General features: G+C 61.8%; 23 protein-coding genes and 1 riboswitch. Of the genes, 14 read left to right on the plus strand and 9 right to left on the minus strand.

Going from position 1 to position 25769, the window contains the following annotated elements; genetic code table 11:
• Positions 1-58: 58 nt before the first annotated feature.
• Genes O2N64_RS14160 through O2N64_RS14180 form a run of 5 tightly spaced genes read right to left on the minus strand, consistent with a single transcriptional unit; the run spans position 59 to position 4749 of the window.
• Positions 59-352 carry a GCN5-related N-acetyltransferase gene (locus O2N64_RS14160; protein WP_271078221.1) on the minus strand — a complete coding sequence of 98 codons (294 nt, stop codon included), beginning with the start codon at positions 350-352 and terminating at the stop codon, positions 59-61.
• Complete coding sequence (locus O2N64_RS14165; RefSeq protein WP_271078222.1) at positions 349-1092, minus strand: ABC transporter ATP-binding protein; 744 nt, start codon at positions 1090-1092, stop codon at positions 349-351. The genes O2N64_RS14160 and O2N64_RS14165 overlap by 4 nt, the downstream gene beginning before the upstream one ends.
• Positions 1089-2054, minus strand: a complete 966-nt coding sequence (locus O2N64_RS14170; protein ID WP_271078223.1) for a FecCD family ABC transporter permease — start codon at positions 2052-2054, stop codon at positions 1089-1091. Before O2N64_RS14170 ends, O2N64_RS14165 begins: the two co-directional genes overlap by 4 nt.
• Positions 2051-2857 carry an ABC transporter substrate-binding protein gene (locus O2N64_RS14175; protein ID WP_271078224.1) on the minus strand — a complete coding sequence of 269 codons (807 nt, stop codon included), beginning with the start codon at positions 2855-2857 and terminating at the stop codon, positions 2051-2053. Before O2N64_RS14175 ends, O2N64_RS14170 begins: the two co-directional genes overlap by 4 nt.
• On the minus strand, positions 2854-4749 hold the full coding sequence (locus tag O2N64_RS14180; protein ID WP_271078225.1) for a TonB-dependent receptor plug domain-containing protein: 1896 nt from the start codon (positions 4747-4749) through the stop codon (positions 2854-2856). Before O2N64_RS14180 ends, O2N64_RS14175 begins: the two co-directional genes overlap by 4 nt.
• A 92-nt stretch (positions 4750-4841) precedes the next feature.
• Positions 4842-5039, minus strand: a riboswitch (cobalamin riboswitch).
• Between the two features lie 122 nt (positions 5040-5161).
• Here O2N64_RS14180 and O2N64_RS14185 point away from each other — a divergent pair.
• The 14 genes from O2N64_RS14185 (at position 5162) to O2N64_RS14250 (ending at position 20314) form a co-directional block, all read left to right on the plus strand.
• Complete coding sequence (locus O2N64_RS14185; protein ID WP_271078226.1) at positions 5162-6214, plus strand: cell wall hydrolase; 1053 nt, start codon at positions 5162-5164, stop codon at positions 6212-6214.
• 130 nt (positions 6215-6344) lie between these two features.
• On the plus strand, positions 6345-6662 hold the full coding sequence (locus tag O2N64_RS14190; RefSeq protein ID WP_271078227.1) for a hypothetical protein: 318 nt from the start codon (positions 6345-6347) through the stop codon (positions 6660-6662).
• A gap of 112 nt (positions 6663-6774) precedes the next feature.
• The gene (locus O2N64_RS14195) at positions 6775-8400 is read left to right on the plus strand and encodes a putative bifunctional diguanylate cyclase/phosphodiesterase (protein ID WP_271078228.1); all 1626 of its coding nucleotides are present in this window, start codon (positions 6775-6777) and stop codon (positions 8398-8400) included.
• A gap of 205 nt (positions 8401-8605) precedes the next feature.
• A complete protein-coding gene (gene mdh, locus O2N64_RS14200; RefSeq protein WP_271078229.1) occupies positions 8606-9568 on the plus strand; it encodes a malate dehydrogenase in 963 nt (320 codons plus the stop codon).
• Between the two features lie 71 nt (positions 9569-9639).
• Positions 9640-9927: a hypothetical protein gene (locus tag O2N64_RS14205; protein WP_271078230.1), complete on the plus strand. Its 288-nt coding sequence runs from the start codon at positions 9640-9642 to the stop codon at positions 9925-9927.
• Positions 9927-10817: a succinate--CoA ligase subunit alpha gene (sucD, locus tag O2N64_RS14210; RefSeq protein WP_271078231.1), complete on the plus strand. Its 891-nt coding sequence runs from the start codon at positions 9927-9929 to the stop codon at positions 10815-10817. The genes O2N64_RS14205 and sucD overlap by 1 nt, the downstream gene beginning before the upstream one ends.
• Before the next feature lie 35 nt (positions 10818-10852).
• A complete protein-coding gene (locus O2N64_RS14215; RefSeq protein WP_271078232.1) occupies positions 10853-13687 on the plus strand; it encodes a 2-oxoglutarate dehydrogenase E1 component in 2835 nt (944 codons plus the stop codon).
• A gap of 24 nt (positions 13688-13711) precedes the next feature.
• Complete coding sequence (gene odhB / locus O2N64_RS14220) at positions 13712-14956, plus strand: 2-oxoglutarate dehydrogenase complex dihydrolipoyllysine-residue succinyltransferase (protein ID WP_271078233.1); 1245 nt, start codon at positions 13712-13714, stop codon at positions 14954-14956.
• Positions 14957-14966: 10 nt separating this feature from the next.
• Positions 14967-16379 (plus strand): dihydrolipoyl dehydrogenase, encoded by a 1413-nt coding sequence (lpdA, locus tag O2N64_RS14225; protein ID WP_271078234.1) that lies wholly within the window; start codon positions 14967-14969, stop codon positions 16377-16379.
• A gap of 50 nt (positions 16380-16429) precedes the next feature.
• Positions 16430-17209, plus strand: coding sequence for a hypothetical protein (locus O2N64_RS14230; RefSeq protein WP_271078235.1), 780 nt, complete (start codon positions 16430-16432; stop codon positions 17207-17209).
• A gap of 31 nt (positions 17210-17240) precedes the next feature.
• Positions 17241-17666, plus strand: a complete 426-nt coding sequence (locus O2N64_RS14235) for a VOC family protein (RefSeq protein ID WP_271078236.1) — start codon at positions 17241-17243, stop codon at positions 17664-17666.
• A gap of 71 nt (positions 17667-17737) precedes the next feature.
• Complete coding sequence (locus tag O2N64_RS14240) at positions 17738-18898, plus strand: serine hydrolase domain-containing protein (protein ID WP_271078237.1); 1161 nt, start codon at positions 17738-17740, stop codon at positions 18896-18898.
• A gap of 61 nt (positions 18899-18959) precedes the next feature.
• Positions 18960-19688, plus strand: coding sequence for a PepSY domain-containing protein (locus tag O2N64_RS14245; RefSeq protein ID WP_271078238.1), 729 nt, complete (start codon positions 18960-18962; stop codon positions 19686-19688).
• The gene (locus O2N64_RS14250) at positions 19685-20314 is read left to right on the plus strand and encodes a trimeric intracellular cation channel family protein (protein WP_271078239.1); all 630 of its coding nucleotides are present in this window, start codon (positions 19685-19687) and stop codon (positions 20312-20314) included. The genes O2N64_RS14245 and O2N64_RS14250 overlap by 4 nt, the downstream gene beginning before the upstream one ends.
• Before the next feature lie 7 nt (positions 20315-20321).
• Here O2N64_RS14250 and O2N64_RS14255 read toward each other — a convergent pair whose 3' ends face one another.
• The 4 genes from O2N64_RS14255 to O2N64_RS14270 all read right to left on the minus strand — a co-directional run bounded on the left by O2N64_RS14255 (position 20322) and on the right by O2N64_RS14270 (position 25648).
• Positions 20322-21107 (minus strand): hypothetical protein, encoded by a 786-nt coding sequence (locus O2N64_RS14255; protein WP_271078240.1) that lies wholly within the window; start codon positions 21105-21107, stop codon positions 20322-20324.
• 95 nt (positions 21108-21202) lie between these two features.
• Positions 21203-21796 carry a hypothetical protein gene (locus O2N64_RS14260; RefSeq protein WP_271078241.1) on the minus strand — a complete coding sequence of 198 codons (594 nt, stop codon included), beginning with the start codon at positions 21794-21796 and terminating at the stop codon, positions 21203-21205.
• A gap of 109 nt (positions 21797-21905) precedes the next feature.
• Positions 21906-24071 carry a prolyl oligopeptidase family serine peptidase gene (locus O2N64_RS14265; protein ID WP_271078242.1) on the minus strand — a complete coding sequence of 722 codons (2166 nt, stop codon included), beginning with the start codon at positions 24069-24071 and terminating at the stop codon, positions 21906-21908.
• A 206-nt stretch (positions 24072-24277) separates the two neighbouring features.
• Positions 24278-25648 (minus strand): serine hydrolase domain-containing protein, encoded by a 1371-nt coding sequence (locus tag O2N64_RS14270; RefSeq protein ID WP_333781566.1) that lies wholly within the window; start codon positions 25646-25648, stop codon positions 24278-24280.
• Positions 25649-25769 lie beyond the last annotated feature (121 nt).

Genomic DNA, 25769 nt, shown 5'->3' on the forward strand with positions numbered 1-25769 from the left:
AAGACGCACAAGAAGAAGGGCCGTCGGAGCGATCCGGCGGCCCTTTCTTCGTCCGGAACTACAGCTTCCCGCGCAGCCGCAGGGACGTGCGATTGAGCTCGGTAAGGTCCTCATCACCCGCGAGTGCTCGTTCGCCCAATGCGATTGCCTGTTCGAGCAGCTTTCGATCGGCATTGCGATAGGCGGGTGCTGCGATCACTTCACGCCATGGCTGGCCGCAGGCGTTATCGAGCAGGATGCGCTGGAAGCAATGGTCGAAGCGAACGGGCCAGTCCTTCTCCGGCGCGGCGGCGGGCATTTGCTCGCGCGTCAGGGCAAACCAGCGCTGTTCCAGAGGCTCATGATCGCTCACCCGTGAACGACGATTGCCTTTTCGCCCGGTTCCCCGATCCAGCGGCTTTGCACACCCCAAACGCGGTCGACGACATCCGAGGCGAGCGCAATTTCAGGCCTGTCATCCGCTACGCATCGGCCCTCGCTCAATACCAGCACCCGGTCCGCATGGTTTATCGCGAGCGACAGATCGTGCAGCACCAGAACGACGCCGCAGCCCGCATCGGCTTCGTCGCGCAGCACCTTCAGCATGGTGTGCTGGTGGGCGATATCCAGCGCGGCGAGCGGTTCATCGGCGAGGATCCATTGCGGGGTCCCGGCGAGCACGCGAGCGAGCAAGGCGCGGGCTTTCTCTCCGCCCGACAGTGTCGAGACGGGGCGATCCGCGAAGGCGTCGAGATCGCAGACACCCATCGCCTGACGGATCTCCGCATCGCCTGCATCGCCGTGCGGCAGGCGGCCCAGCGCGATAAGGTTGGCGACGGACACATCCCACGCCACCTGCGCCAATTGCGGCAGATAGCCGATATTGCGCGCGCGGGTGAGCGGATGCATCGCTGCGATGTCGCGTTCGCTCAGCTTCACTGATCCAGATGACGCCTCGACCAAATTCGCCATCGCCGACAGCAACGTGGATTTGCCCGCGCCATTGGGACCGCAAATCGCGGTGATATCGCCTGGCATCAGAGCGCAACTGATATCGTCGAGCACGCGCTTGTTGCCGCGCTCAACGGATAGGTTTTCGCAGGCGAGCATCATGCCAGTCCTCTGCGCATTCGTAGCAACAGATAGAGGAAGAACGGCGCGCCGATCAGGCTTAGCGCTATACCGAGCCGCAGTTCTGTCACCAGCGGCAATATGCGGCACACGACATCCGCCACCAGCACCAGCAGGGCGCCTGCGAGTGCGCTCGGCACGATCAGGCTGGACGGGCGCTTGTCGGTCAGCGGGCGCACGAGGTGCGGCACGATCAGGCCGACAAAGCCGATGATCCCGGCCACGGCCACGCCGCTGCCCACGGTGAGGCCGGTGCCGAGCACCATCGCCCACATCAGCCTGCGCGGATTGACGCCGAGCGAGCGCGCGGCCTCTTCTCCCAGTGTCAGGGCATCGAGAGATTTACCGGCGCGCCACAGTACGAGAACTCCAGCGAGGATCAGCGGTGCGGCGAGTGTCACATCATCCCAGCTGCGGTCGGTGAGCGCCCCCATCAGCCAGGTGACGATGCTGCTCATGGCAAAGGCATTGGGCGCAAGGCTGATCGCAAGGCTTGTCAGCGCGCCTGCAAGGCTGGCGATCATCATCCCGGCGAGCGTGAAAAGCGCAATACCATGGGCCGGATTGGCGGTGCGCCCGGCTATCAGTGCGAGCAGCGCCATCGCTCCGCAAGCCCCGGCAAGCGCGGAGCCGGTGAGGATGACGGTCGATGCCGTGCCCAGCCAGATTGCCATCACCGCACCGAAGGCCGCGCCCGGAGCAATCCCGAACAGGCCCGGATCGGCGAGCGGATTGCGCAGATAGCCCTGCATCGCCGCGCCCGCCGCGCCCAGTCCTCCGCCAATCACCACCGCCAATACCGCGCGCGGCAACCGCAGCTCGGCGAGGATCAGTGCCGCATTGCCAGTGCCGCCCGCCGGATCGATCCACACCCGCCCTGCGAGAAGGGAAAGCGGTATGGCGATGAGCAACAGCACGCCAAAGGTGAGCGATGCGCGGGTCATCCCACTTGTCGCCTGATTTCGAGCAGGCGCTGCAGCGCGCGGGGAATTGTCGGGCCACCGCAATAGAGGAGCGAGGAATCCAGGCTGTGCCGCTCCACTCCGCCAACCTCACTCAGCACCGGGTGCTCCAGCATCCGAGTATCGCCCGCTGCAATCACCACCTGCGGCGGATCGGCAAGCACTTGCTCCAGCGGCAGATAGGCCCCCTGCCCTAGACCGCGCGCGGCGGAGAGACTGGAAAAACCTGCGTTCTCAAGCATCGCATGGGCAAGCGATTGCTCACCGGGCACAATATCGCCCTGCTGTATCAGCAGCGCCCGAATGCGCTCTCCCTGCCAGCCGAGGCCTTCCCATTGGTCTTGCAATCGCACAGACATGATCGCAGCGGAGTGATCATTCCCTGTGGCCGCACCCAGCGCCTCTATCTGCGCGGCGCTTTCTTCGACGCTTGAAACAATGCCGATCGTCTCCACGCGAATGCCCGCCTGCTCGAAAGCGCGGCGCGTGGCAGGGGCCATGAAGATATCGCCCACCACCATGTCGGGCGAGAGAGCGATCACTTCCTCTGCCGTTCCGCCGGTGCTGGCATAGCGCGCCGCGTCCTCTGCCAGCATGGAGCTGGCGGAGGGATCGTGGCTGTAATGCGATATCGCCAGAAGCTGCCCCGGCGCGGTGATCTCGGCAAGGATCGCATCCGCGCAGGGATTTAGGCTGACAATGGTGGGATGTTCGGCACTCGCCCGCTCAGTCCCGAGCTGGGAACACCCCGCCAGCGTCAGCAGCAAGGCGACGGCCAGTCTCACAGCGCCAGCCGCGCCCCGATGAAGACGGCCCGACCGCGCGTGCCATATCCGGCGACGGTCTGGTAATCCTCATCCCAGACATTCTCGATCCGGCCGTAAAGCTGGACCTGCTCGGTCACATCATAGGCAGCGCGCAGCGTGAGCACTTCATACGGATCGAGGCGCGTGAAATTACCTGCATCATCGAAACTCGCGCCGACAATCCGGAGGTCCGCACCGAGCGAGAACGCTTCAAGCGGAGCCCACTCGGCAGTGAAGGTCGCAGCATGGCGCGGGCGGCGGGCGAGGCGATTGCCGGTGTCGCGGTTCTCGGTATCGGTGAATGCGTAGGCTGCAGCCAGCTGCAGGGATTCTCCGATTTGGCCACGCAGTTCGGCCTCGACACCCTCGGCGCGCGTGCGGGCGATGTTGTCGTAAGTGCCGAAAGGCCGATTGTCGCAGATCGGGTCGGTGTTGCCGAAGCAGCCGATAAAGCCGATCTGGTCCTGCGTATCGCGGCGGAACAAGGTGACCGCAGCGTAGAACGGCGTATCGTCCAGCGCGCGACCGCCATAGGCGAGGCCGAGGTCGAAAGTCGTCGATTGCTCGGGCGTCAGCAGTTGGTTGCCGAAATCGGAATATAGCTGGAACAGGCTCGGCGCCTTGAATCCTTCCCCCACGCTGGCGCGCAGGCGCACATTATCAGCCACCGCATAGCTCGCATCCGCACCGAAGCTCACTTCGCTGCCGAATTCGCTGTGATCATCCACCCGCGCGCCGATGTGGCCGGAGATACCGCGCCATTCGATCCCGGCCTGTGTGTAGGCACCGAAGAGCCGCGCCGAATTGCCGTCATCGAACAGCGTTTCGTAGCGCGTCCACTCGTTCTCCGCTCCGAAATTGACGATGATCGGGCCGATGGGCCGCCACTCACCGCGCAGGGACAGGCGATCGGACTGGCCTTCGCTGGTGAAGGTCTCCACGCCGCTGCCATCCAGATTGTCGCGCGCGGTGTCGGCAAAGCTGTAGGCGGCCTGCACATAGAGCGGGCCGTTATCGAGGATCAGACCAGCCGAACCGAAGGTCTGCCGCGTGTCCTGCACATCGTCCGTATCGGCGAGAGTGAAATTCGGCGCGGGGAAGCCGTCGATCTCCAGCTCGCCCTCGGCATGGCGGATGCGGGCGAACGCTTCGACTGCCCACGAAATATAATAGCGGCCATAGCCTTCCACCGCCCACTGCTCGAAACCGTCCGCCTCGGTCCCATTGGCCGCGGCGGAGAAACCATCGGTGCGTGCATAGCTGGCGGATGCGCCGAGATAGCCGGTCTCGGCGTCGGCAATGCCTCCTGCCGCCGACGCTGTCAGGCTGTCATTCGCGCCATATTCCAAGGCTCCATCGAGGCCGGTCTCGGCGCAGGTCGAAGCGACGATCACCCCGCCCAGCGCGTCCGATCCCCAGATTGTGGAGTTGGAGCCGCGCAGCACTTCCACCTTGGCGAGGTTGCTGCTGAGCAGATTGCCGAAATCGAAACCGCCCGCAGGCGATGCCGGATCGGCGACGCGCACTCCGTCAAGCACGACAAGCACCTGTTCGGCCTCGGCACCGCGCAAGCGAACGCTTGTCTGGCTGCCAAGGCTGCCGCTGCGGCTGTAAGTGAGGCCCGGGACGCGTTCGAGGACGCGGGTGAGGTCCGGTCCCTGAAGCGACGCGATCTCATCCGCACCGAGCACGGTGATCGCCTGGCCGGACGCCTCTACCGGGCTGCGCGTGCCGGTGGCGGTAACAGTGATGGTGTCTTCATTGTCGCGCTCCACCTCGCTGGCGAGCACAATCTCATCATCGGCATCCTGCGCCATGGTGGGCGCCGCCAGAGCTGAAAGAGAAACACCAACAAACAGTAATTTACGCACAATACCTCCTATCAAAAGCGAACTTGCCGCTTGTGACGGAGGGAGCGCAGAACACGCTCTCCCGTTTGCTTTCGGTACACCCCGCCCGACCGCAAAAGCGACCATCGCAGGCAGGTCTCCTGGCTCCCGGATCAGCGGTCCATCTTCGCCTTCCCACGCCCGGCAAGCCCGCGCGCAGTGGCATACAGAAGATGTCCCTCCCCGGTCACAGTTGCGGGGGCAGCGCGGGATCCTCACCCGCTTCCCTCTTAGGCCAGCCTTCGCTGGCAACCCGTGACGTCGAATGCCCCTTTAAACGCCGCAATTTCGGTCCGCAAGGCCAAGCTTTGCGCGGCCCGTCGTCCCGCGCTGGAACGCGGGGGAAATCGCAAGTGTTTGGCAAGGCTTTTGCGCCTATGGGATAATCGTGGACATGTCCCCCGCCTTCCCTGCCCAGCCGCGGCGCGATTTCCGCACCAAGCGTGTGCCGGCAAAAGTGCGTGCGCAGAGCTTTGCCAAGAAGCTCGGCGTGCTGGCATTTGCCGTGGCCATTCCTACGCTTGCCGCGCCTGCCACACTGGAAGCATTGCAGAGCGAGCCGGAGCAGCCGCAAGTGGACCTGATGCCGTTCGAAACACCGGGGCAGAGCTTTCCGGGGTCGGCATTTTATTATCTCGAACAATCGCCAGAGCTTGTCGAAATGGCGGGTTTTGCAGGTCCGGTCGAAGTCATCGGTGACCCGGCCTTCGTCCGCGCGGACGATGGCGATACCATGCCGCTCGCCGCGCCAGTGCTACGGATCACCGGCAGCGACCGTGACCATGTTCGCGCGCAACAATGCATGACGCAGGCGATCTATTACGAGGCGGCGAGCGAAAGCGAATCCGGCCAGCGTGCTGTGGCGCAGGTGGTGCTCAACCGTGTGGCGCACCCCGCCTATCCGCGCAGCGTGTGCGGCGTTGTCTATCAGGGCAGCGAGCGGCGGACGGGTTGCCAGTTCACCTTTACCTGCGACGGATCGCTCGCGCGCCAGCCATCGCAAAGCGGTTGGAACCGCGCCAGCCGCATTGCAAGGGAAGCGCTTTCGGGCGTGGTATATGCCCGCGTCGGCACGGCCACACACTACCACACACTCGCGGTCAGCCCCTATTGGGCCCCGAGCCTTGAAACCGTCGGCATTATCGGCGCGCATATCTTCTATCGCTGGCCCGGGCGCGCGGGCCAGCCCGATGCTTTCTCCGCCCGCTATGCAGGGGCAGAACCTGCACCCGGCCGCGCGAGAGCAGTAACGCAGGATGCCCCCGACCCGGTCAATCCCGGCAGCATCGAACAGTTTGCAGCCACGCCCGCGCCCAACACAACTCCCGCAGCACCGACCGAGGCCCCGCAGCCCGCGGCAAGCGCTCCGGCAGGAGAAGCCCAGGAAGGCAGCGGCAGCGTGCGGCCCGAATTCCGCAACAGTGGACGATGGATTGAACGGTCCTGAGGATAGCTCCCTGAATTACCGCTAAGATTCCGGAAACCATCCTGCCACACCCTTGATTAGACAGTCCGTTTTACAAAGCTGACACGCGCCGCGCCGCGCCTGTTATGAACTGAACGGATTGACTCCACCCATGCCCATTCGATTTGCCGCCCCTGCCACGTCCATGCCTGCCCGCATGACGCGAGACCGGGTGCGCGCTGCACATCGCATGCCTGCCAATGACAATGGCGATATGGTCGATCCGGCGCATATGCATGCAGCGCTGCGCCACTTTGCCAAGCATGGGCTGGCCGCAGCCCAGCACGCTCGCGAGCAAGCGATAATTGCGGCGCGCGCAGGCGACCGGCCAACATTCGAATGGTGGCTCGAGATCTGCCGCGCGCTCGATCGGCGGATGGCGCGCAAGCTCGATCGCAGCCACGCCTGTGCCGGCGAGACCGCCATCTAATCTCTTTGCGAGAAATCAAATTCTTACCGAAATCTGACACGCGACTACGCATCCATAGCGTAAGGCGCTGCTTAACCATTGAGTGACCCGAGCGACATAAAGTGCTTTCTCAATGGCTTGGCTCAAATCCCCCACGGCTTTTTCGCATATGATGCGCCGGATCGGTATCGATGCGGATAATCGGCGCGGAACCTCGTGGGGACCCACCTTCCTTTTGGCAACACCGCCGCTGGTCGCAGGTGTTTTTCTCCTTCCGGTGCATTGGCTGTTCAAACTGGCGGGCGTCGCGCTGGTGACGCTTTGCAGCGTATACGCGGCAGTGCACACAGCGCGTCAGCTTCGCCACCGGATCGCAGAAGCCGAGATGCATCGGGAATATGCGCGCGAGATGGAAGCGCGCTCTCGCGTGGATCCTGTCACCGGCCTATCCAATCGCGTCGGCTTTGAACACGATCTTGCGTGCATGATGGAGGACCTTCCGCTCGGCACGAAGCTCACCGTGATGTGGATCGACCTGCATCGTTTTATCGAAACGAACAATTCACTCGGCCATGCTGTCGGTGACAGGGTTCTGCAGGAAGCGGCAGAGCGCCTGCGCGCGAATGTGCCCGATGGCGCCGCCATCAGCCGCTTTTCTAGCGACGAATTTGTGGTCGCCGCCAAGCTGGCCTCCGCGGTCAAGGCGCAGGAAATCGCCAGTGCCCTGCGCGATGCGCTGGCCCAGCCCTATCGCGTGAAAGGGCATCGCATAGAAAGCGGATCGATGATTGGCGTCGCTGCCATGCCCGATGATGCAATCACGCAATCGGGCCTGCTGCAGGCCGCCGATCTCGCGCTTTATCACGCCAAGGCGAGCGGGCCGAATGAAGTGCGCTTCTTCCACGATTCCATGACGCGGGCACTGGCGCGAAAGAAAGAAATCGAAGCCGAGCTGCGCGCCGCCATCCAGCGCGACGAGCTGTCGATTTTCTTCCAGCCGATTTTCGACCTGCGCACCGGGCGGATTCGCTGTTTCGAGGCGCTGGTGCGCTGGTTTCACCCCGAAAAGGGTGAGCTCTACCCTGACGAGTTCATTCCCGTAGCAGAGGATACCGGCCTCATCATCACGCTGGGCAATTGGATCACGCGCCAGGCGGCCAAGGCGGCAACCAGCTGGCCGGAGCACGTGACGCTAGCGGTCAATCTGTCGCCTGTGCAGATCAAGGCGCCGGGTGCCGCGCTGGGCATTCTGGCGGCGGTGCGCGATGCTGGGCTTGCCCCGTCACGGCTCGAACTGGAGCTGACCGAGAATCTTTTCCTCGAAGATGATGAGAACACCGCGGCTTTCATCGACATGCTGTCGGCTGAAGGCATTCACTTCTCGCTCGACGATTTCGGTACGGGCTATTCCTCGCTTTCCTACATAAACCGGCATCCGTTCCGCACGATCAAGGTGGATCGCAGCTTCGTATCGGGCGTGAACGCGGCCACCTGCAGCGAAGCCATCATTCGCGCTGTTGCCGAGATGGGCCGCACGCTCGACATGGAAATCGTTGCCGAGGGGCTGGAGACGATCGACCAGGTCCACAGCGTACGCGCGGCAGGCTGCACGCTGGGCCAGGGCTATTATTTCAGCCGCGCTGTACCCGATTTCACAGCGGCAATGCTGCTCGCGCAGGAACAAAGCCGCCTGGACCGTGTTCAATCCAGCGTAGTGCATCCTATCGGGCCTGAGCCCATGCACAAAAAGGCTGGCTGAGGGCCAAAACAGCAGCCATCGCAGGCACCTTATTGCTATTGCGAACTCTTATCAAAAACTAATCCCGATAGACGGTTGCCAAGCCGTTTCCAGCGTCCTAGGGCGGGCAGCGAAATCAGACTTTCGTCCCGCTGGGCGCTTGCGGCGAAGTCTGGCAGTTCGATTGGCACGCGCCCGCACGTACTGAAGGACTCAAGGCTTACCCATGGCACGCAAGAAAATCGCCCTCATCGGTTCCGGCATGATTGGCGGCACCCTCGCCCACCTCGCAGCGAAGAAGGAAATGGGCGATATCGTCCTGTTCGACATTGCCGAGGGCATGCCGCAGGGCAAGGCGCTGGACCTTTCGCAGTGCGGCCCGATCGAAGGTTTCGACGCGAAGATCACCGGCTCGAACGACTATGCCGATATCGCTGGCGCCGACGTCGTGATCGTCACCGCAGGCGTGCCGCGCAAGCCCGGCATGAGCCGCGATGACCTCCTTGGCATCAACCTCAAGGTGATGAAATCGGTCGGTGAAGGCATCAAGAACAACTGCCCCGACGCTTTCGTAATCTGCATCACCAACCCGCTTGACGCGATGGTGTGGGCGCTGCGCGAATTCTCCGGCCTGCCGCATAACAAGGTCGTGGGCATGGCGGGCGTGCTCGACAGCGCGCGCTTCGCCACTTTCCTCGCATGGGAATTCGATTGCAGCGTGAAGGACGTGAACGCCTTCGTCCTCGGCGGCCACGGCGACACGATGGTGCCGGTGAAGAGCTACACCACGATCAACGGCATCCCGGTTGACGATTACGCCAAGATCAAGGGCGTGTCCGAAAGCCGCATCGACGAAATCGTCGATCGCACCCGCAAGGGCGGCGGCGAAATCGTCGGCTTGCTCGGCAATGGCTCGGCCTATTATGCTCCCGCGACCAGCGCGATCAGCATGGCCGAAGCCTATCTGGGCGACCAGAAGCGCATCCTGCCCTGCGCCAGCTATGTCGAAGGCAAGTATGGCCTCGACGGGCTTTACGTCGGCGTCCCGACTGTGATCGGCGCAAGCGGCACCGAAGAAGTGATCGAGATCGAACTGTCCGACGAAGAGAAGAGCAACCTCAAGGTCAGCACCGACGCGGTCGAAGAGCTGCTCGAGGCTTGCAAGGGTCTGGATAGCTCGCTGGCGTGATGCACCGTCCGGCTTCTCTACTTCTGTTAATCGGCCTCCTTGGATGTTCCAGCGAGCCGACGGAGGAGCAGATGGCGGCTTTAAACGGCTGCACGGGCGTATGGCGAGCGGAGTTCTCCAACCTTTATGGGGACCGGGACGAAGCGACTCACCAGCATACGATGGCCGTTATGAGAGCCGAAGAGATTGCGTTCGAAGCTGATGGCACTTTCACCTTCAGCCAGCCGCCTGAGGATCTTGCAGATCAGTACGACATGAAGTTTGATTGCCAAGGCAACATCGACGAGCGAAAAATTGAATTCGTCCGAGTTGGAGAGCGCGAAGCTCGACCTCCTCAGGGCCAAATCTGGAGTTTTTAATGTCCATCCTCGTAAACAAAGACACCAAGGTCATCACCCAGGGGATGACCGGCAACACCGGTACTTTTCACACGCAGCAGGCGCTCGATTACGGGACGCAGATGGTTGCGGGTGTGACACCGGGCAAAGGCGGCACCGAGCATCTCGGCCTGCCGCAGTTCAACACTGTGCGTGAAGCCAAGGAAGCCACCGGCGCGACCGCGAGCTGCATCTACGTGCCGCCGCCCTTCGCTGCCGACGCGATCCTCGAGGCGATCGAGGCCGAGGTCGAGCTGATCATCACGATCACCGAAGGCGTTCCGGTCATGGACATGATCACCGTGAAGCGCGCGCTCACCGGCTCCAAGTCGCGCCTGATCGGCCCCAACTGCCCCGGTGTCCTGACCCCGGAAGAATGCAAGATCGGCATCATGCCGGGCAAGATCTTCAAGAAGGGCAGCGTCGGTGTCGTCTCGCGCTCGGGCACGCTCACCTATGAAGCCGTGCACCAGACCACCGCCGTCGGCCTCGGCCAGACGACCGCTGTCGGCATTGGCGGTGACCCGGTCAACGGCACCAACTTTATCGACGTGCTCGACATGTTCCTCGACGATGAGGAAACCAAATCGATCATCATGATCGGCGAAATCGGCGGCAGCGCCGAAGAAGAAGCCGCCGAATTCATCAAGCAGGAAGCAGCCAAGGGCCGGAGCAAGCCGATGGTCGGCTTCATCGCCGGTCGCACTGCGCCTCCGGGCCGCCGGATGGGCCACGCAGGGGCTATCGTTTCGGGCGGCAAAGGCGGCGCTGAAGACAAGATCGCGGCGATGGAAGATGCGGGCATCCGCGTCTCCCCCTCCCCCAGCGAACTTGGCACGACGCTCGACGCGCTGCTCAAAGAACTGGCGTAACGCTAACGCGCCTTCGCGGCGTTCAAAGGTGCCCCATGGGTAAAGAACCGGACAATTTTCTCCCCGAAATGCCTGACCAGGAAGGCCCCCAAAAGGGGCCGAGCTGGGGCAATCCGCGCTGGCCGCTGACCGACGCCGCGCCCGATCTCGATGCGGCGATGGACCCGACCGAGATGATGGCCGCAGTCAAGGAAGCAGCCGCCAAGGCGGGCAAGCCGACAGACACGGCGAGCGTGGAGGAAGCATGCCGGGATTCGATCCAGGCGATGCTGCTGATCCGGCTTTACCGTGTGCGCGGGCACATGGCGGCCAATCTCGATCCACTGGGCCTGACCCACCGCGAAGAGCCGGCCGACCTGTCGCTCAAATGGCACGGCTTCGATGGCAAGGAAGACAAGGAAGTCTTCGTTGGCGGCGTGTTCGGATATGAATGGGTCACCATCGGCAAGCTGTATGAAACGCTGCGCGCCACGTACTGTGGCCACGTCGGCCTCGAATACATGCACATCGCCGACACGACCGAGCGGCGTTTCCTGCAGGACAAGTTCGAAAGCCCCGAAGAGACGATCCAGTTCACGCCCGAAGGTAAGGAAGCGATCCTGAAGGCTGTGGTTCGCGGTGAGGAATACGAGAAGTATCTCGCCAAGAAATACGTCGGCACGAAGCGTTTCGGCCTCGACGGCGGTGAAGCCATGATCCCGGCGCTGGAAGCGGTCATCAAATATGGCGGCAGCTCCGGCGTGCGCGAAATCATTTACGGCATGGCCCACCGCGGTCGGTTGAACGTGCTCGCCAATGTGATGGCCAAGCCATACCGCGTGATCTTCCACGAATTCTCCGGCGGTTCCGCCAATCCGGAGGATGTCGGCGGATCGGGCGATGTGAAATACCACCTCGGCACCAGCACCGACCGCGAATTCGACGGCATCAAGGTGCACATGTCGCTGGTCCCCAATCCCAGCCATCTCGAAGCGGTGAATCCGGTTGTCCTCGGCAAGACCCGCGCACAGCAGGCCATGCATGATGACCTTGCCGCACATGAAAAGGTGCTGCCCGTTCTGATCCATGGCGATGCGGCCTTCGCGGGACAGGGCGTGGTATGGGAAAGCCTCAGCCTGTCGGGCGTGCAGGGCTATGACACGGGCGGCTGCCTGCACTTCATCATCAATAACCAGATCGGTTTTACGACCAGCCCCAAATTCGCCAGATCGTCCCCCTACCCATCGGACGTGGCCAAGGGCATCCAGGCCCCGATCCTGCACGTAAACGGTGACGATCCCGAAGCGGTGACGTTCGCCTGCAAGCTCGCGGTCGAATACCGCCAGACTTTCAAGCGCGATATCGTGATCGACATGTGGTGCTATCGCCGCTTCGGCCACAATGAAGGCGATGAGCCGAGCTTCACCCAGCCGCTGATGTACAAGGAAATCCGCAAGCACACGCGCGTGTCGGAAATCTATTCCAGCCGATTGAAAGAAGAAGGCGTCATCGGTGACGAGGCGCTGGCCGATGCGCGGCAGGAATTCATCTCGCACCTCGATGAGGAATTCGAGAAGGCGAAGGATTACAAGCCCAACGAAGTCGATTGGTTCGCCGGGCGCTGGAGCGGACTGCACAAGCCCGTCGACCCGGAAACCGCGCGCCGCAATGTCGACACCGCCCTGCCTAAGAAGTTGTTCGACAGCCTTGGCCGTACGCTGACCACGGTCCCTGAGGATCATACGGTCCACAAGACGCTCAACCGCGTGCTCGATGCCAAGCGCGAAATGTTCAGCAGCGGCGAAGGCTTCGACTGGGCAACGGCAGAAGCGCTGGCCTTTGGCAGTCTGGTGACAGAAGGTTTCGGCGTGCGCCTGTCCGGCCAGGATTCGGGCCGCGGCACATTCAGCCAGCGCCATGCCATCTGGGTCGACCAGGATAGCGAGGACAAATACATCCCGCTCGCCACGCTGCCGCACGGCAAGTTTGAAGTCTACGATTCCACGCTCAGCGAATTCGGCGTGCTCGGCTTCGAATATGGCTTTGCCATGGCGGACCCGAAAACGCTGGTGATGTGGGAAGCGCAGTTCGGCGATTTCGCCAACGGTGCGCAGATCATGATCGACCAGTTCATCGCTGCCGGTGAAGTGAAGTGGATGCGCGCCAACGGCCTCGTGCTGCTGCTGCCGCATGGCTATGAAGGCCAGGGTCCGGAGCACTCCTCTGCCCGCCTCGAGCGCTTCCTGCAGCTGTGCGCGAATGACAACATCCAGGTGCTGAACATCACCAGCCCGGCGAATTACTTCCACGTGCTTCGCCGCCAGATGCTGCGCCCGTTCCGCAAGCCGATGGTCATCATGACGCCCAAGAGCCTGCTGCGGCATCCGGATGCCAAATCCGATGCCTCGCAATTCATGGGCAAGAGCCATTTCATGCGCATCCTGTCGGATCGCAAGGAAGTGGCCGACACCAAGGTGAAACGCCTCGTCCTGTGCAGCGGCAAGGTCTCTTACGATTTGATGGACAAGCGCGATGAGGAAAAGATCGACGATGTATCGGTCGTCCGTATCGAGCAGCTCTACCCCTTCCCCGGCGAACCGCTGGCCGTGCGCCTGAAGCGTATGACCAATCTGGAAGAAGTCGTCTGGTGCCAGGAAGAACCGCACAACAATGGCGCATGGTTCTTCGTGCAGAACCGCATCGAAGAAGCGCTGACTGCCGCCGGACACAAGGGCATGCGCCCGACCTATGCCGGGCGTGAGGAAGCTGCATCGCCCGCAACCGGCTTTGCCAGCCGCCACCAGGCGCAGCAGGAAGCCCTCGTCTCCGTCGCGCTCGGCCTGTCCGAACGCGGTGCCACCAATGCCAAGCGCAAAGCGCGCAAGTCCTGATCAGGAAGCCAAGGGAAAATACACATGGCAACCGAAGTTAAAGTTCCGACACTGGGTGAATCGGTCACCGAAGCCACCGTTGGCGAATTTCTGAAGCAGCCCGGCGATGCCGTGGCAGCCGACGAGCCGATCATGAGCCTCGAGACCGACAAGGTCGCAGTGGAGGCCCCTTCGCCCGTCGCGGGCGTGATCGAAAGCTTCAAGGTCGAAGTCGGTGACACCGTCGAAGTCGGCGCCGTGATTGCTGTCATCGCCGAAGGTGCCGCGCCCGCCGCCACCAATGGCGAACAGGCTGGCCGCGCCAAGCAAGAGCGTGAAGAGGGAAACGAGAAGCGCGACAATGGTGGCAACGCCTCTTCCGATGATGGCTCCGTCACCATGTCCCCTGCCGTGCGCCGTGCGGTGATCGAACACGGTGTCGATCCCACCACCATCAAGGGCTCCGGCAAGGATGGCCGCCTGACGAAGGAAGACGTGGTCGCTGCGGCCAAGGCCAAGGGCAGCGATAGTGGCGCGTCCACTTCTACCGAAGCTCCGGCTGCGGCGCCGGCTCCATCCGCCAGGGGTGAGCGCCGCGAAGAACGCGTCAAGATGACGCGCATGCGCCAGACCATCGCCAAGCGTCTGAAAGGCGCGCAGGAAGAGGCGGCGCTGCTCACCACCTTCAACGATTGCGACATGACTGCCGTGATCGAAGCGCGCGAAGCCTACAAGGAAGTCTTCGCCAAGAAGCACGGTATCAAACTCGGCTTCATGAGCTTCTTCGCCAAGGCTGCGGCGCTGGCGCTGAAGGATGTTCCCGCGGTGAATGCGCAGATCGACGGCGATGAAATCGTCTATCACGACTATGTCGACCTGTCGGTTGCCGTCAGCGCGCCGAACGGTCTCGTTGTGCCGGTGGTGCGCAGCATCGACCAGATGAGCTTTGCCGAAATCGAACTCGCCATCGCCGATTACGGCAAGCGCGCCAAGGAAGGCTCGCTCAAGATGGAAGACATGCAGGGCGGCACGTTCACCATTTCCAATGGCGGCGTTTTCGGATCGCTGATGTCGACTCCGATCATCAATCCGCCGCAGAGCGCCGTGCTGGGTCTCCACCGCATCGAAGATCGCCCGGTGGCCGTGAATGGCGAAGTCGTCATCCGCCCGATGATGTACCTCGCCCTGTCATACGACCACCGCATTATCGACGGGCGCGAAGCTGTGACCGCGCTGAAAATCATGAAAGAGGCAATCGAAGATCCCATGCGGATGCTGATTGATCTTTGAGGAAAGACTGATGGCTGAATACGATTACGACGTCCTTGTTATTGGTGCTGGCCCAGGCGGCTATGTCGCCGCGATCCGTGCGGCGCAGCTCGGGCTGAAGACCGCTTGTGCGGAAAGCCGCGAGACGCTTGGCGGCACTTGCCTCAACGTCGGCTGCATCCCTTCCAAGGCGATGCTGCATGCGTCCGAATATTTCGACGCGGCGACCAATGGCACGATGGCCGAAATGGGCATCGACGTTACGCCGAAGCTCAACATGGAAAAGATGCACGGCCAGCGCCTCGACGCGGTCGAAGGACTGACGAAGGGCGTCGCGTTCCTGTTCAAGAAGAACAAGGTCGACTGGAAGAAGGGCCATGCCACATTCCAGGATGCACACACCGTCAAGGTAGGTGACGAGACGGTGACAGCAAAGGAAGTGGTGATCGCCACAGGTTCCAGCGTCACCCCGTTGGGCGGCATCGAAATCGACAATTCCAAGCACGTTGTGGTGGATTCCACCGGCGCGCTTGAATTGCCGAAAGTGCCCAAGGAAATGGTCGTCATCGGCGGCGGCGTGATCGGTCTGGAGCTTGGTTCCGTCTGGCGTCGCCTTGGCGCGAAAGTCACCTGCATTGAATTCCTCGACGAGATCCTGCCCGGCATGGACGCCGATATCCGCAAGGAATCGCGCAAGATCTTCAAGAAGCAGGGCATCGAATTCAAGCTCGGCACCAAGGTCACCGGCTGCACCGTCAAAGGCAAGAAAGCCACGCTGACGATGGAGCCTGCCAAGGGCGGCGATGAGGAGACGATGACCGTCGATTGCGTGCTGGTGTCGATCGGTCGCAAGCCCAATACCGATGGCCTGGGCCTCGAAAACATCGGCCTTGAAACCAATGAACGCGGCCAGATCGAAGTCGATCACGAATTCCGCACTGCTGTCGACGGCGTGCGCGCCATCGGCGACTGCGTGCCTGGCCCGATGCTCGCCCACAAGGCAGAGGATGAGGGCATCGCCGTGGCTGAGTGGATTGCCGGACAGACTGGCATCGTGAACCACGATGTGATCCCCAGCGTCGTCTACACCCTCCCCGAAATCGCCGGTGTCGGCCTGACTGAAGAGCAGGCGATCGAAAAGATGGGCGGCGACAAGAAGGCCATCAAGACGAGCAAGTTCCCCATGATGGCGAACAGCCGCGCGAAGACCAATCATGAGCCCGACGGCCTGGTGAAAGTCATCGCCGAAGCTGAAAGCGACCGGGTGCTCGGCATCTGGGCCATCGCCAGCGTCGCCGGAACGATGATCGCCGAAGCCGCGCTCGCCATGGAATTCGGCGCGACGAGCGAAGACATCGCCTACACCTGTCACGCGCACCCGACCCATGCCGAAGCGTTGAAGGAAGCCGCGATGGGCGTGCAAGGCAAGCCAATCCACATCTGATGCCGCTGCTGCGGCCCCTGTTGCGGGATCGCCTCCCTGCCCTCGCGGCATTGGCGATACCCGTTGTGGTGGGTGCAGCATGGATGACACTGGCCGGAGCGCCCGCGCATTACGCGCTGACCAATCTCGGCGTATTGGCGATAATGCTGGTGTGGGTTGCGATAGGCCGCGGCCCGCATACTTCGCTCAGCCGCCATATGCTTCTCGCTGCGTTGCTGGTGATCCTTGTCAGCCCCATCTGGGTGGGTCCGGAGATGACATCGGTGACCGGAGACCGCGTCGCCCGATGGTTCCCGCTCGGCTCGCTCAATCTGCATACCGGAATGATCGCCGCACCGCCCCTTGCAGTGCTGGCCGCGCGGCATCGTTATGGGGCCGCCTTCCTGCTGCTTGGCGTGGTCGCCGCTTTCCTGCAGCCCGATGCGGCGACCGGCTTCGCGCTTACCATCGCTGCGGTAGGCATCCATCACGTCAAGCGTGACTGGAAATATGCCGTCGCGGCAATCCTCGGCTTCCTTGCGTCGATCCAGATGACGCTGCGCGGTGAATTGCCCCCGCAACCCTTCGTGGAGCGCGTACTGGTCGATTCAGCGAGCGAGAATATCCTTGCAGCGATTGCGCTGGGCGCGGCGCTTCTGGCGGCGTTCCTCATCATGCTCTTTGCCCTCCCCCTGTCGCGGGAAAAGCGCTTCGCCATCGGCGGCACGCTGTTCGGCTTTTCCATGATCGCGATCATGTCGAATTACCCCTCTCCGCTGATAGGATACGGTGCAGCGCCAATCATCGGTTTCGGCCTGGCGCTGGGCCTGAAGCGCATTCCAAAACGCTGAGAAAGCCAAGTAAAGCTCCAAGGAAACACTCATGACCCTTTCGCCCTTCCATCTCGCCTTCCCCGTGCATGACCTGATCGCCGCGCGCGAGTTCTGGGGAGAGATCATGGGCTGCGCCGAAGGCCGCAGTTCCGACGATTGGATCGATTTCGATTTCTACGGGCACCAGATCGTCGCCCATCAGGCCCCTTCAATCGTTGCGAAAGCAGGGCACGGCAGCAATCCGGTGGACGGCCACGACGTGCCTGTGCCGCATTTCGGCATCGTGCTCGGCATGGAAGAGTGGCAGGAACTGGCGGACCGGCTGACGGCGGCGGGCGTGGAATTCGAAATCGAGCCGCACATCCGGTTCAAGGGCCAGCCCGGTGAGCAGGCGACGATGTTTTTCCGCGATCCCAGCGGCAATGCGATCGAGATGAAGGCGTTCGCAGATCGCAGTCAGCTTTTCGCCACCTGACCGGTTTACACCAAGTCGCCTCCAACCTACGCGTATTGCCGACTTAATACACCGGTTCGGGAGACACCATCTTGTTGAAATTCATCGCACCTCTCGCACTCCTGGCGACGACTGCCTGCTCGCATGTCGAGGACAGCGCAGCCATCACCTCATCCGCAGAGCCGCCCGCACATGTCGATGCCCTGGCACGCGAGCTTGTCGTTCAGGAGAATATCGGCGGTATCGGGCTGGCCCGCATCGAAGGCGGCGAAGTGATCTGGACCGGTTATTACGGCGAAGAGCGAGCCGGTGAGCCAGTCGGGCCCGAGACGGCCTTCAATGTAGCCTCCGTCGCCAAGGTTCTGATTGCGGAGACGGTCCTGCGGCTTGTCGATCGCGGCGCAATGTCGCTCGACGATCCGATCCATGAATTTTACCGCCATCCCGATCTGGCTGACGATCCGCGCTACAGCCAGCTGACCCCGCGCCTCATCCTGTCGCACCAGGCAGGGCTGCTCAACTGGCCATACTCCTACGAAGACGGTCGCCTGGCATTCATCGACGAGCCGGGCAATGGGGAGGTGCATTATTCGGGCGCCGCAATCCAGATGCTGGCGCGCTATCTGGAAGCCCGCTTCGAAGCCCCTTACCCCGAAATTGTCGATCGCGAATTGCTTGATCCGCTCGGCATTACGGGAATCGCACCGACGCGCGAGGCGTGGCTGGAGGGGCGCGTTTCCGATCCGGTGGATGGCGAAGGCCGGACGTGGGTGCCCTTCACCAATGACCCGTCAGGCGCGATGATCGAAGTTGGAGCGGTAAACGCCGCCGACAATGCCTACGCGACGGTGCCCGCTTTCGCGCAGTTTCTGGTCGCTATGCTCGATGGTGGCGGTCTCTCCGCGGAGCTCCAGCTTGAGCGTCAGCGCTTCCTGTCGAGCTCGGACAGCGAGCTCGGCTATGTCTGTGTCGCGGAAGCCGACGCGTGTCCGGAACCGCTCGGCTATGCGTTGGGCTGGGGGCTATTCGGAGAGCCGGGTCGCACTGTCCTAAACCATGGCGGCAATGATTTTGCCGAGCATGCGCAGGTTTGGTTCATCCCGGAAACGGACGAAGGCTTCGTCATGTTCGTCAATGGCGGCTCCGCCTTTGCAGACGGGCTGCGGATCGTCGAGGCAGTGGACCCGGACCTGCGCATGGCCAAGCATTACCGCGCCCTCTTCGATATGATGGCTGCGCAACAAGGCGAATAATCCGCAAAATTGCAGCGCGGCGGGGCTGGCAGACACAGCGCCGCCGCGTTAGCAGTGCCTCATGGCTCAGCAGAAAATGATGCGATTGTTCGCCAAGTGGCACATCTGGCTTGGATGGCTGGTCGGCGTGCCGATCCTGATGTGGACGGTGACCGGCCTCGTCATGGTGATTAATCCGATCGAGGAAGTTCGCGGCACGCATTTGCGCAAGCCCGTACTGGAAGAGCCGCTGCTGCCTGCCGGCAACCCGGCCCCCATCGCCTTCCCCACGGATGACATTCCGCGGTATCGTGAAATGCGGGTTGAGATGCAGGACGGGCGGCCCGTGTGGCTGCTGACCGATGCAGATGGGAATCTGGAACGCGTGCCAGCCGATATGACCGGAGAACCGCTGCCGGTAATCGACGAAGCCTACATCCGCGATGCCGCCGCGCGGCTGATCGTGGGAGGCGAAAACCCCGTTGCCGTCGAACAATTCTCGGCCGAAGAGTCACCTTTCGATTTTCGCCGTCCCATCCCGTCCTGGCGGGTGACGCTGGAGGATGGCGCGCATATCTATTTCGACGCGCGAACCGGCCAGATCGCGGCGGTACGAACACGCTTCTGGCGGGTCTTCGACTTCATGTGGGGCCTGCACATCATGGATCTGCAAACGCGCGATCTGACGGAGCAGAGCACATTCAATCACACGATGCTGGTGCTGTTTGCCGGACTGTCCGTCCTCGGATCCCTGATTGGCTGCACGCTGATGTTCCGTCGGCGCAAGGCGCGGGTGAAGGTGCCCAAGTGACCACGGTCGAAGTCATTCCGCCGGTCCTGCCCGCGTTCCTCGACCTGGGCGGTACGGCAGTCTTCGCCCTCTCCGGCGCGCTGCTGGCAGCGCGGCTCAAGCAAACTTTCGTCACCTGCGCCTTTTTCGCGTTGCTTACAGGTGTTGGCGGAGGATCGGTGCGCGATGCGCTTCTCGGCGTGCCGGCATTCTGGCTGCGCGATTTCTGGGTGCTGCCGGTGATCCTTGGCGCGGCGCTGATCGCATGGTTCATCCCGCGCAAATGGTGGGAGGGCCGCTGGCTCGAATGGGCGGACGCATTGGGTCTCGCCGTGTTCTGCACGCTGGGCACGGCCAAGGCGCTGGCTTTCGACGTTGCGCCTCTCGCTGCCATCGTGCTGGGCATTGTGACCGGCTGCGTCGGCGGGATCATTCGCGATGTTATCGCTGGCGTACCCTCGATCATCATGCGGCCGGAGCTTTACGTCACCGCCGCAGCGCTCGCCGCTGCATCCTGCGCGGTGATGATCTTGCTGGGCGTGCCCCAGACACTTTCCATGGCGGTGGCAGCGCTGGCAGGGTTTGCCCTGCGCGGCGCGGCGCTCATCTGGTCTATCGAATTGCCGAGCTACTCACGCGAGGTGTGAGGCGCGCTTAGTCGAGATCGGCGTCGATCTCGCCGGAGTCAGGCGCATTGCCATAGCCTTCCTCGCCGGGGAGCGGACCCCCCGGATAGTCCGGCTGCGGGGCGCTTGTCTGCGCATCGGAAGCATCGGCGCTGCGATAGGTGTAAGCGCCATCGCCAGGCGTACGCGTATTGGCACGGGCCCGGGCGTAAGCTCCATCATCCCATTGGTCGCCCGCAGAGTAATCGCCGACGGGGTAATTGCTCGCACCGAAATCGATGTTGCGGATGCGCCCGTCATTGTCGATCCAGCAGTTCCAGTTCCCGCCTGCTTCAAGCGTACCTGAGACATGCCAGCCATCCGACCGACGAGAGGCGTCACGCACATCGCTGACACGATCGCGCCCGCGCTCGACCTGCTCGACACACATATCAGCTGCGCGTTCGATGCCGCCGCTTTCGTAGCGATCCCCGCGATAATCGCGATTGTCATAGTCGCGGTCGCGATACCGCTCACGCTCCCGATTGCGATCGCGGCGGTCATCGTCGCCGTCGAACACGCCCGCGACAGCGGCGATCGTGCCCAGCACCAACACGCCCGCAATCACATCGCCTGCATCCACGCGGTTGCGGTGGCGGCGATCATAGCGGCGCCAGCGGTGGTGGTGGTTCTGCTCTGCGGCAGCACCGGTTTCGATCTGCGCGGCATTTCCTGAAGGCATCGGCAGCTTGACAGCAGCCGCTGGGGTTGCGCCGAGCGATATGGCTGCGGCTATCGCAGCGGTGGAAGCGAATTTCGAATGTTTGAAGGTCATGGTGAACCTACCCCTGTTTCAGTCTTGCGGACATGGCTAGGCGGCCCAGGCTGACATCAGCCTGAACCGCCTTACTTTGGTGGGCTATGCCGGGCTCAAAGGCCGCGGATGCCACTGAAGTCGATGTCTACGACACGGCCCCGGCGGTATTCACATTCGAACCGGCCCGTATCCCAGCCGTTGTTGCGATAGCCACGGCGATAGTCGCGATAGCGTCCGCCGCGATATTCCTGAACGGCGATACGGCCTTCGATTTCGTAACCGCGACGTTCACGGTCGACATCGCGAATTTCGTAAACTTCGGCACGCGAACCGGTGTAACGCTGGGCAGTGCGTTCTGCTGCGCGGACACACTGCTCAACAGCGCGGCGGCTCGAACGCGGGCCATAGCCGTCATAGCCATTGCGATAGCGGCGATCGCGATGGCGGTAGTCGCCGCGATAGTCACGGTCGCGGTAGCGGCGGTCACGATAATCGTAGCGATCGTCATCGTCGCCCGAAGCAATAATGGCGGCAAGGCCACCCAGGATCACCGCACCGGCAATGACTTCACCGGCAGAAATGCCGTCATCGTCACGGTCGCGATAGCGGTCCTGCGCATTGGCGGGAGCGGCCGCAGAAACTGCCATCGCGCCAGCCGCGACGGTTGCAAGCGTTCCTTTGGCCAGGGCTTTGGTCAGGGTCTTCATGTGGTCGTCTCCTTAATTCATCGACGGGATTTCCCCGTCTGTGATTAAGGTTATAGGCGATTCGCCCTGTGGCCTTACTGAACTCCCGTGTTAGCCAATGTTCAGGAAACTAGTCGCTTTCCTGAACAGTCTCATCCTGCGGATTGAGCCCTGTCCAATAGGCAAGGAATGCTGCAATATCAGATGCTTCCTCGATGGCCTTATCGGTCGGTTTGCCCGAACCATGGCCCGCACGGGTCTCGATACGGATCAATTGCGGGCGCTCGCCGAGGTTCTCTGCCTGCAAGGCTGCGGTGTATTTGAACGAGTGGCCAGGCACCACACGGTCATCGGTATCAGCCGTCGTCACCAGCAGCGCCGGATAGTCCGTATCGGGCTGGATGTTGTGATAGGGCGAATAGGCCCGCAGGATGCGCCAGTCTTCCTCGCGGTCGGGATAGCCATAGTCGTCTACCCAATAGCGGCCAGCAGTGAACTGGTCGAAGCGCAGCATGTCCATCACGCCCACCGCAGCATTCCCGGCAGCGAAAAGGTCCGGACGCTGGTTCGCAACCGCGCCCACCAACAGACCGCCGTTGGAGCCGCCCTGAATGGCAAGGCCATCTTCCGGCGTGACACCTTCGGAAATCAGGAATTCGCCCGCAGAGATGAAATCATCGAACACGTTCTGCTTGTTCGCGCGGCGACCGCCATCGTGCCATGCGCGGCCATATTCGCCGCCGCCACGGATATTCGCCATCACGAACGCGCCGCCTGCCTCAACCCATGCAAGGCGCGAAGGTGAGAAACCGGGCGTGAGCGAAATGTCGAAGCCGCCATAGCCATATAGCAACGTCGGCACTGCTTCCCCGCTGGCAGCCACATCGGCGCGGCGCACGATGAACATCGGCACGCGCGTGCCGTCGAGGCTTTCGTAGAAGCGCTGCTCGACGACAAAGTCTTCCGGATCGAAGCCGACTTCCGGCGCGGCGAAGATGGTGTTTTCACCAGTCGCCACATCATAGCGGTAAATCGTGCCGGGACGATTGAAGCTGGAGAAGCTGTAGAAGGTCTCATTGCTGTCGGCGTTGCCACCGAAGCCGCCTGCGCTGCCGAGGCCTGCAAATTCGATCTCGCGCACCAGTTCTCCCTCCAGCGTCATGACGTATGCGCTGGAGCTCGCATCTTCGAGATATTCGACGACGAGGTGATCACCCACCATGCTCGCGCCTGCGATCGGCTGATCGCGTTCGGCAACGATCTCGGTCCAACCCGCCTGCGGATTGTCCATATCGATCGAGACGATGCGGTAGAGCGGCGCTTCGTGATTGGTGGTAAAATAGAGCGTGGAGCCGACATTGCCGATCTGGTCCCAGCTGTGATCAAACCCTTCGACCAGCGGGATGATCCGCCAGCCATCCTCGTCACGCGCATCGAGATCCACGAGGTTGACCTCATAGCGTGAGTCCGTGCCGGTGGAAGAGAGGATGGTCATCCAGCGGCCATCGTCGCTTGTGCCAGCAAAATTGTTCTGCTCGGGCGCATCCGGCGTCGCATAAACGAGTTGGTCTGCCGCCTGGTCGGTGCCGAGCGCGTGATAATAGACCGACTGATTGAGGTTGAGCGCTTGGAAATCCTCGCCTTCTTCTGGCTCCGGGAAGCGGGAATAGACGAAGCCTTCCTCACCCACCCAGCTAAGGCCGGAGAATTTCACCCAGCGGATTTCGCCGCCGATGTGCTCACCGGTCTCGACATCGAGCACGCGGACGATGCGCCAATCGCTGCCGCCATCCTGCACGCTGTAAAGCAACTTGGATCCATCGGGAGACGGCACCCAGCCTGCCAGAGCAGTCGCGCCATCATCAGCCCATTCATTGGGATCGATCAGCACCCGGCGCTCCCCCGTGAGACCGTCCTGCACATAAAGCGGGGACTGGTTCTGCAGGCCGGAATTGCGGGTGTAGAAATAGCGGTCGCCGCGCGCCGTTGGAATGCCGAAGCGTTCGTAATCGAACAGCTCACCGATCCGCTCGGAAAACCACTCGCGCGCCGGGAGCAGTTCGAGATAGCTATCGGTCAGCGCATTCTGCCGCTCGACCCAATCGGCGACCTCTTCATTGTTGCGCACATCATCTTCAAGCCAGCGATAGGGATCGGCCACTTCCTCGCCAAAGATCGTCTCGACCACATCGCCCTGTCGGGTTTCGGGATATTCGCCCACGGTCAAATCCTGCGCGCTAGCGGCGGGGGCAATGATGGCGATGGCCGCAGCAGCGGCGAAGAGATTGCGAGTCATAAAACCTCATGGGTAAGCGGGTTTCCGGTTGGCGATATAGTTGGTGATGAAACCGGTTGCGATCAAGGGATTTACCCCCTCCATCCGGTCACCCTGAGCTTGTCGAAGGGTTGCCCTTCTTTTCTCAAAGTCGATGCAAGAATGAAAAGCAATGGTTGGGCGATGCCCAGCTTCGCTTCCGACAAGCTCAGCATGAACGGACTTTTTTACTCGTCGAGCGCTGCAAGCACATCGCGCGTAAAGGCTTCGATATCGAAGCCGGAGCCGCCAGCAGGGTCTTCCCCGCGTCGTACGATCACGATGTCGCGGCTCGGCACGACAACGATATATTGCCCGCGATTGCCCGCCGCCATGAAAGTGTCAGCGGGAATGCCTTCGCTCTGGTTGAGCAGCCACCAGCCCGCGCCATAACCCCAGCCACGCGAGCCACCCGGCTGCGGGCCTGCGGGGCTGGAGACATACTCGACCCAGCCTTCGGGAAGGATGCGCGTGCCATCGGGAAGGACGCCGTCATCGAGATGAAGTTGGCCGAGCCGCGCAAGATCGCGCGCAGTGGACCATACTTGGCTGGAAAGGATGTAATTACCCCGCCAGTCGGTCTCGGCGACTGTATGCGGCATATTGAGCCAGAGCAAAGTGGCCGGTATCCGGTTACGGCTTGTCTCATCCAAAGCGGCGATAGCCATTAGCGTATCATTGTTTGCGTAGCGAAACTGCGAGCCAGGGGTGGCTACAAGGGGCCAATTTGCGGCGCGTTCGTCTACCGTGGCTCCGCCGAAATAGATTGGATCAGTGCGGTTACCCGGAGTGTCGGAGTATCTCCCCGACGCCATCCTCAACAGATGATCGATCGTGATTGCGCGTCTTGGATCGTCCTCTCCGAAACCTATTCCAGCCGAAGCCGACATGTCGGTATTGCCGCGATGAGCCGCAACACCAACAACCGTTGCTGCGATGCTCTTTGCAACCGACCACGTTCTTTGCGGGACCGCAGGTCCGAAATCGGGCGCATAACGTTCAAGCAAGATTTGATTTCCATGAAGGATCAAAAAAGCGGTGGTGCGAGCGTCACTCCCGTAGACCTCTCCAAAAACATTGTTCTGAATCTCCGACTGAAGTGAGACGTCCAAAGCATTGTCATTCACGGACCAAGCGGGGATTTCGCGTTCATAGGCAGCTACACGGATGGATGCGTCGCGCTCTTCCATGCCTATAGGTCGGATCGAACAGCCACCCGTCACATGCGAATCAGCTGTTCGCGGTGGCATGTCTTCTGCCCATGTGACACTGACTGAATTTAAGCTTCCACCCTCGTGCCGGTTTATTTCGTAGGGCAGCTCCCGGACTATTTCATTGAGCGGCGACTGTATGCCCGTAAGCTCCCACTCCATCACGCTTTCCGGTGTGCGGGTTGCCCCATTCCGCTCCGCATTAGCAATCGCGCTGCACAAGAACATCGCTTTGTATCCCGCAGCCAGGGCGCGGTCGTATCTTACGTCGAGTTCGGCTTGCGATTGCGCGGCGGCAGGAACGGCGAGCGACAGCGCAGCGGCTGTCAGAATAGTAGTCCGGATCATGGCGCGCACTGTGCCAGCATTCGCGCAAAAGAAAAGGGCCGCCGGATCGCTCCGGCAGCCCTTAATTTCGTCATCCCAGCGAAAGCTGGGATCTGCCTAAACAGATTGAGACCTTTTAGAA

The sequence above is a fragment of the Aurantiacibacter sp. MUD61 genome, assembly GCF_027912455.1.
In the GTDB taxonomy this organism is placed as follows: Bacteria; Pseudomonadota; Alphaproteobacteria; order Sphingomonadales; family Sphingomonadaceae; genus Alteraurantiacibacter.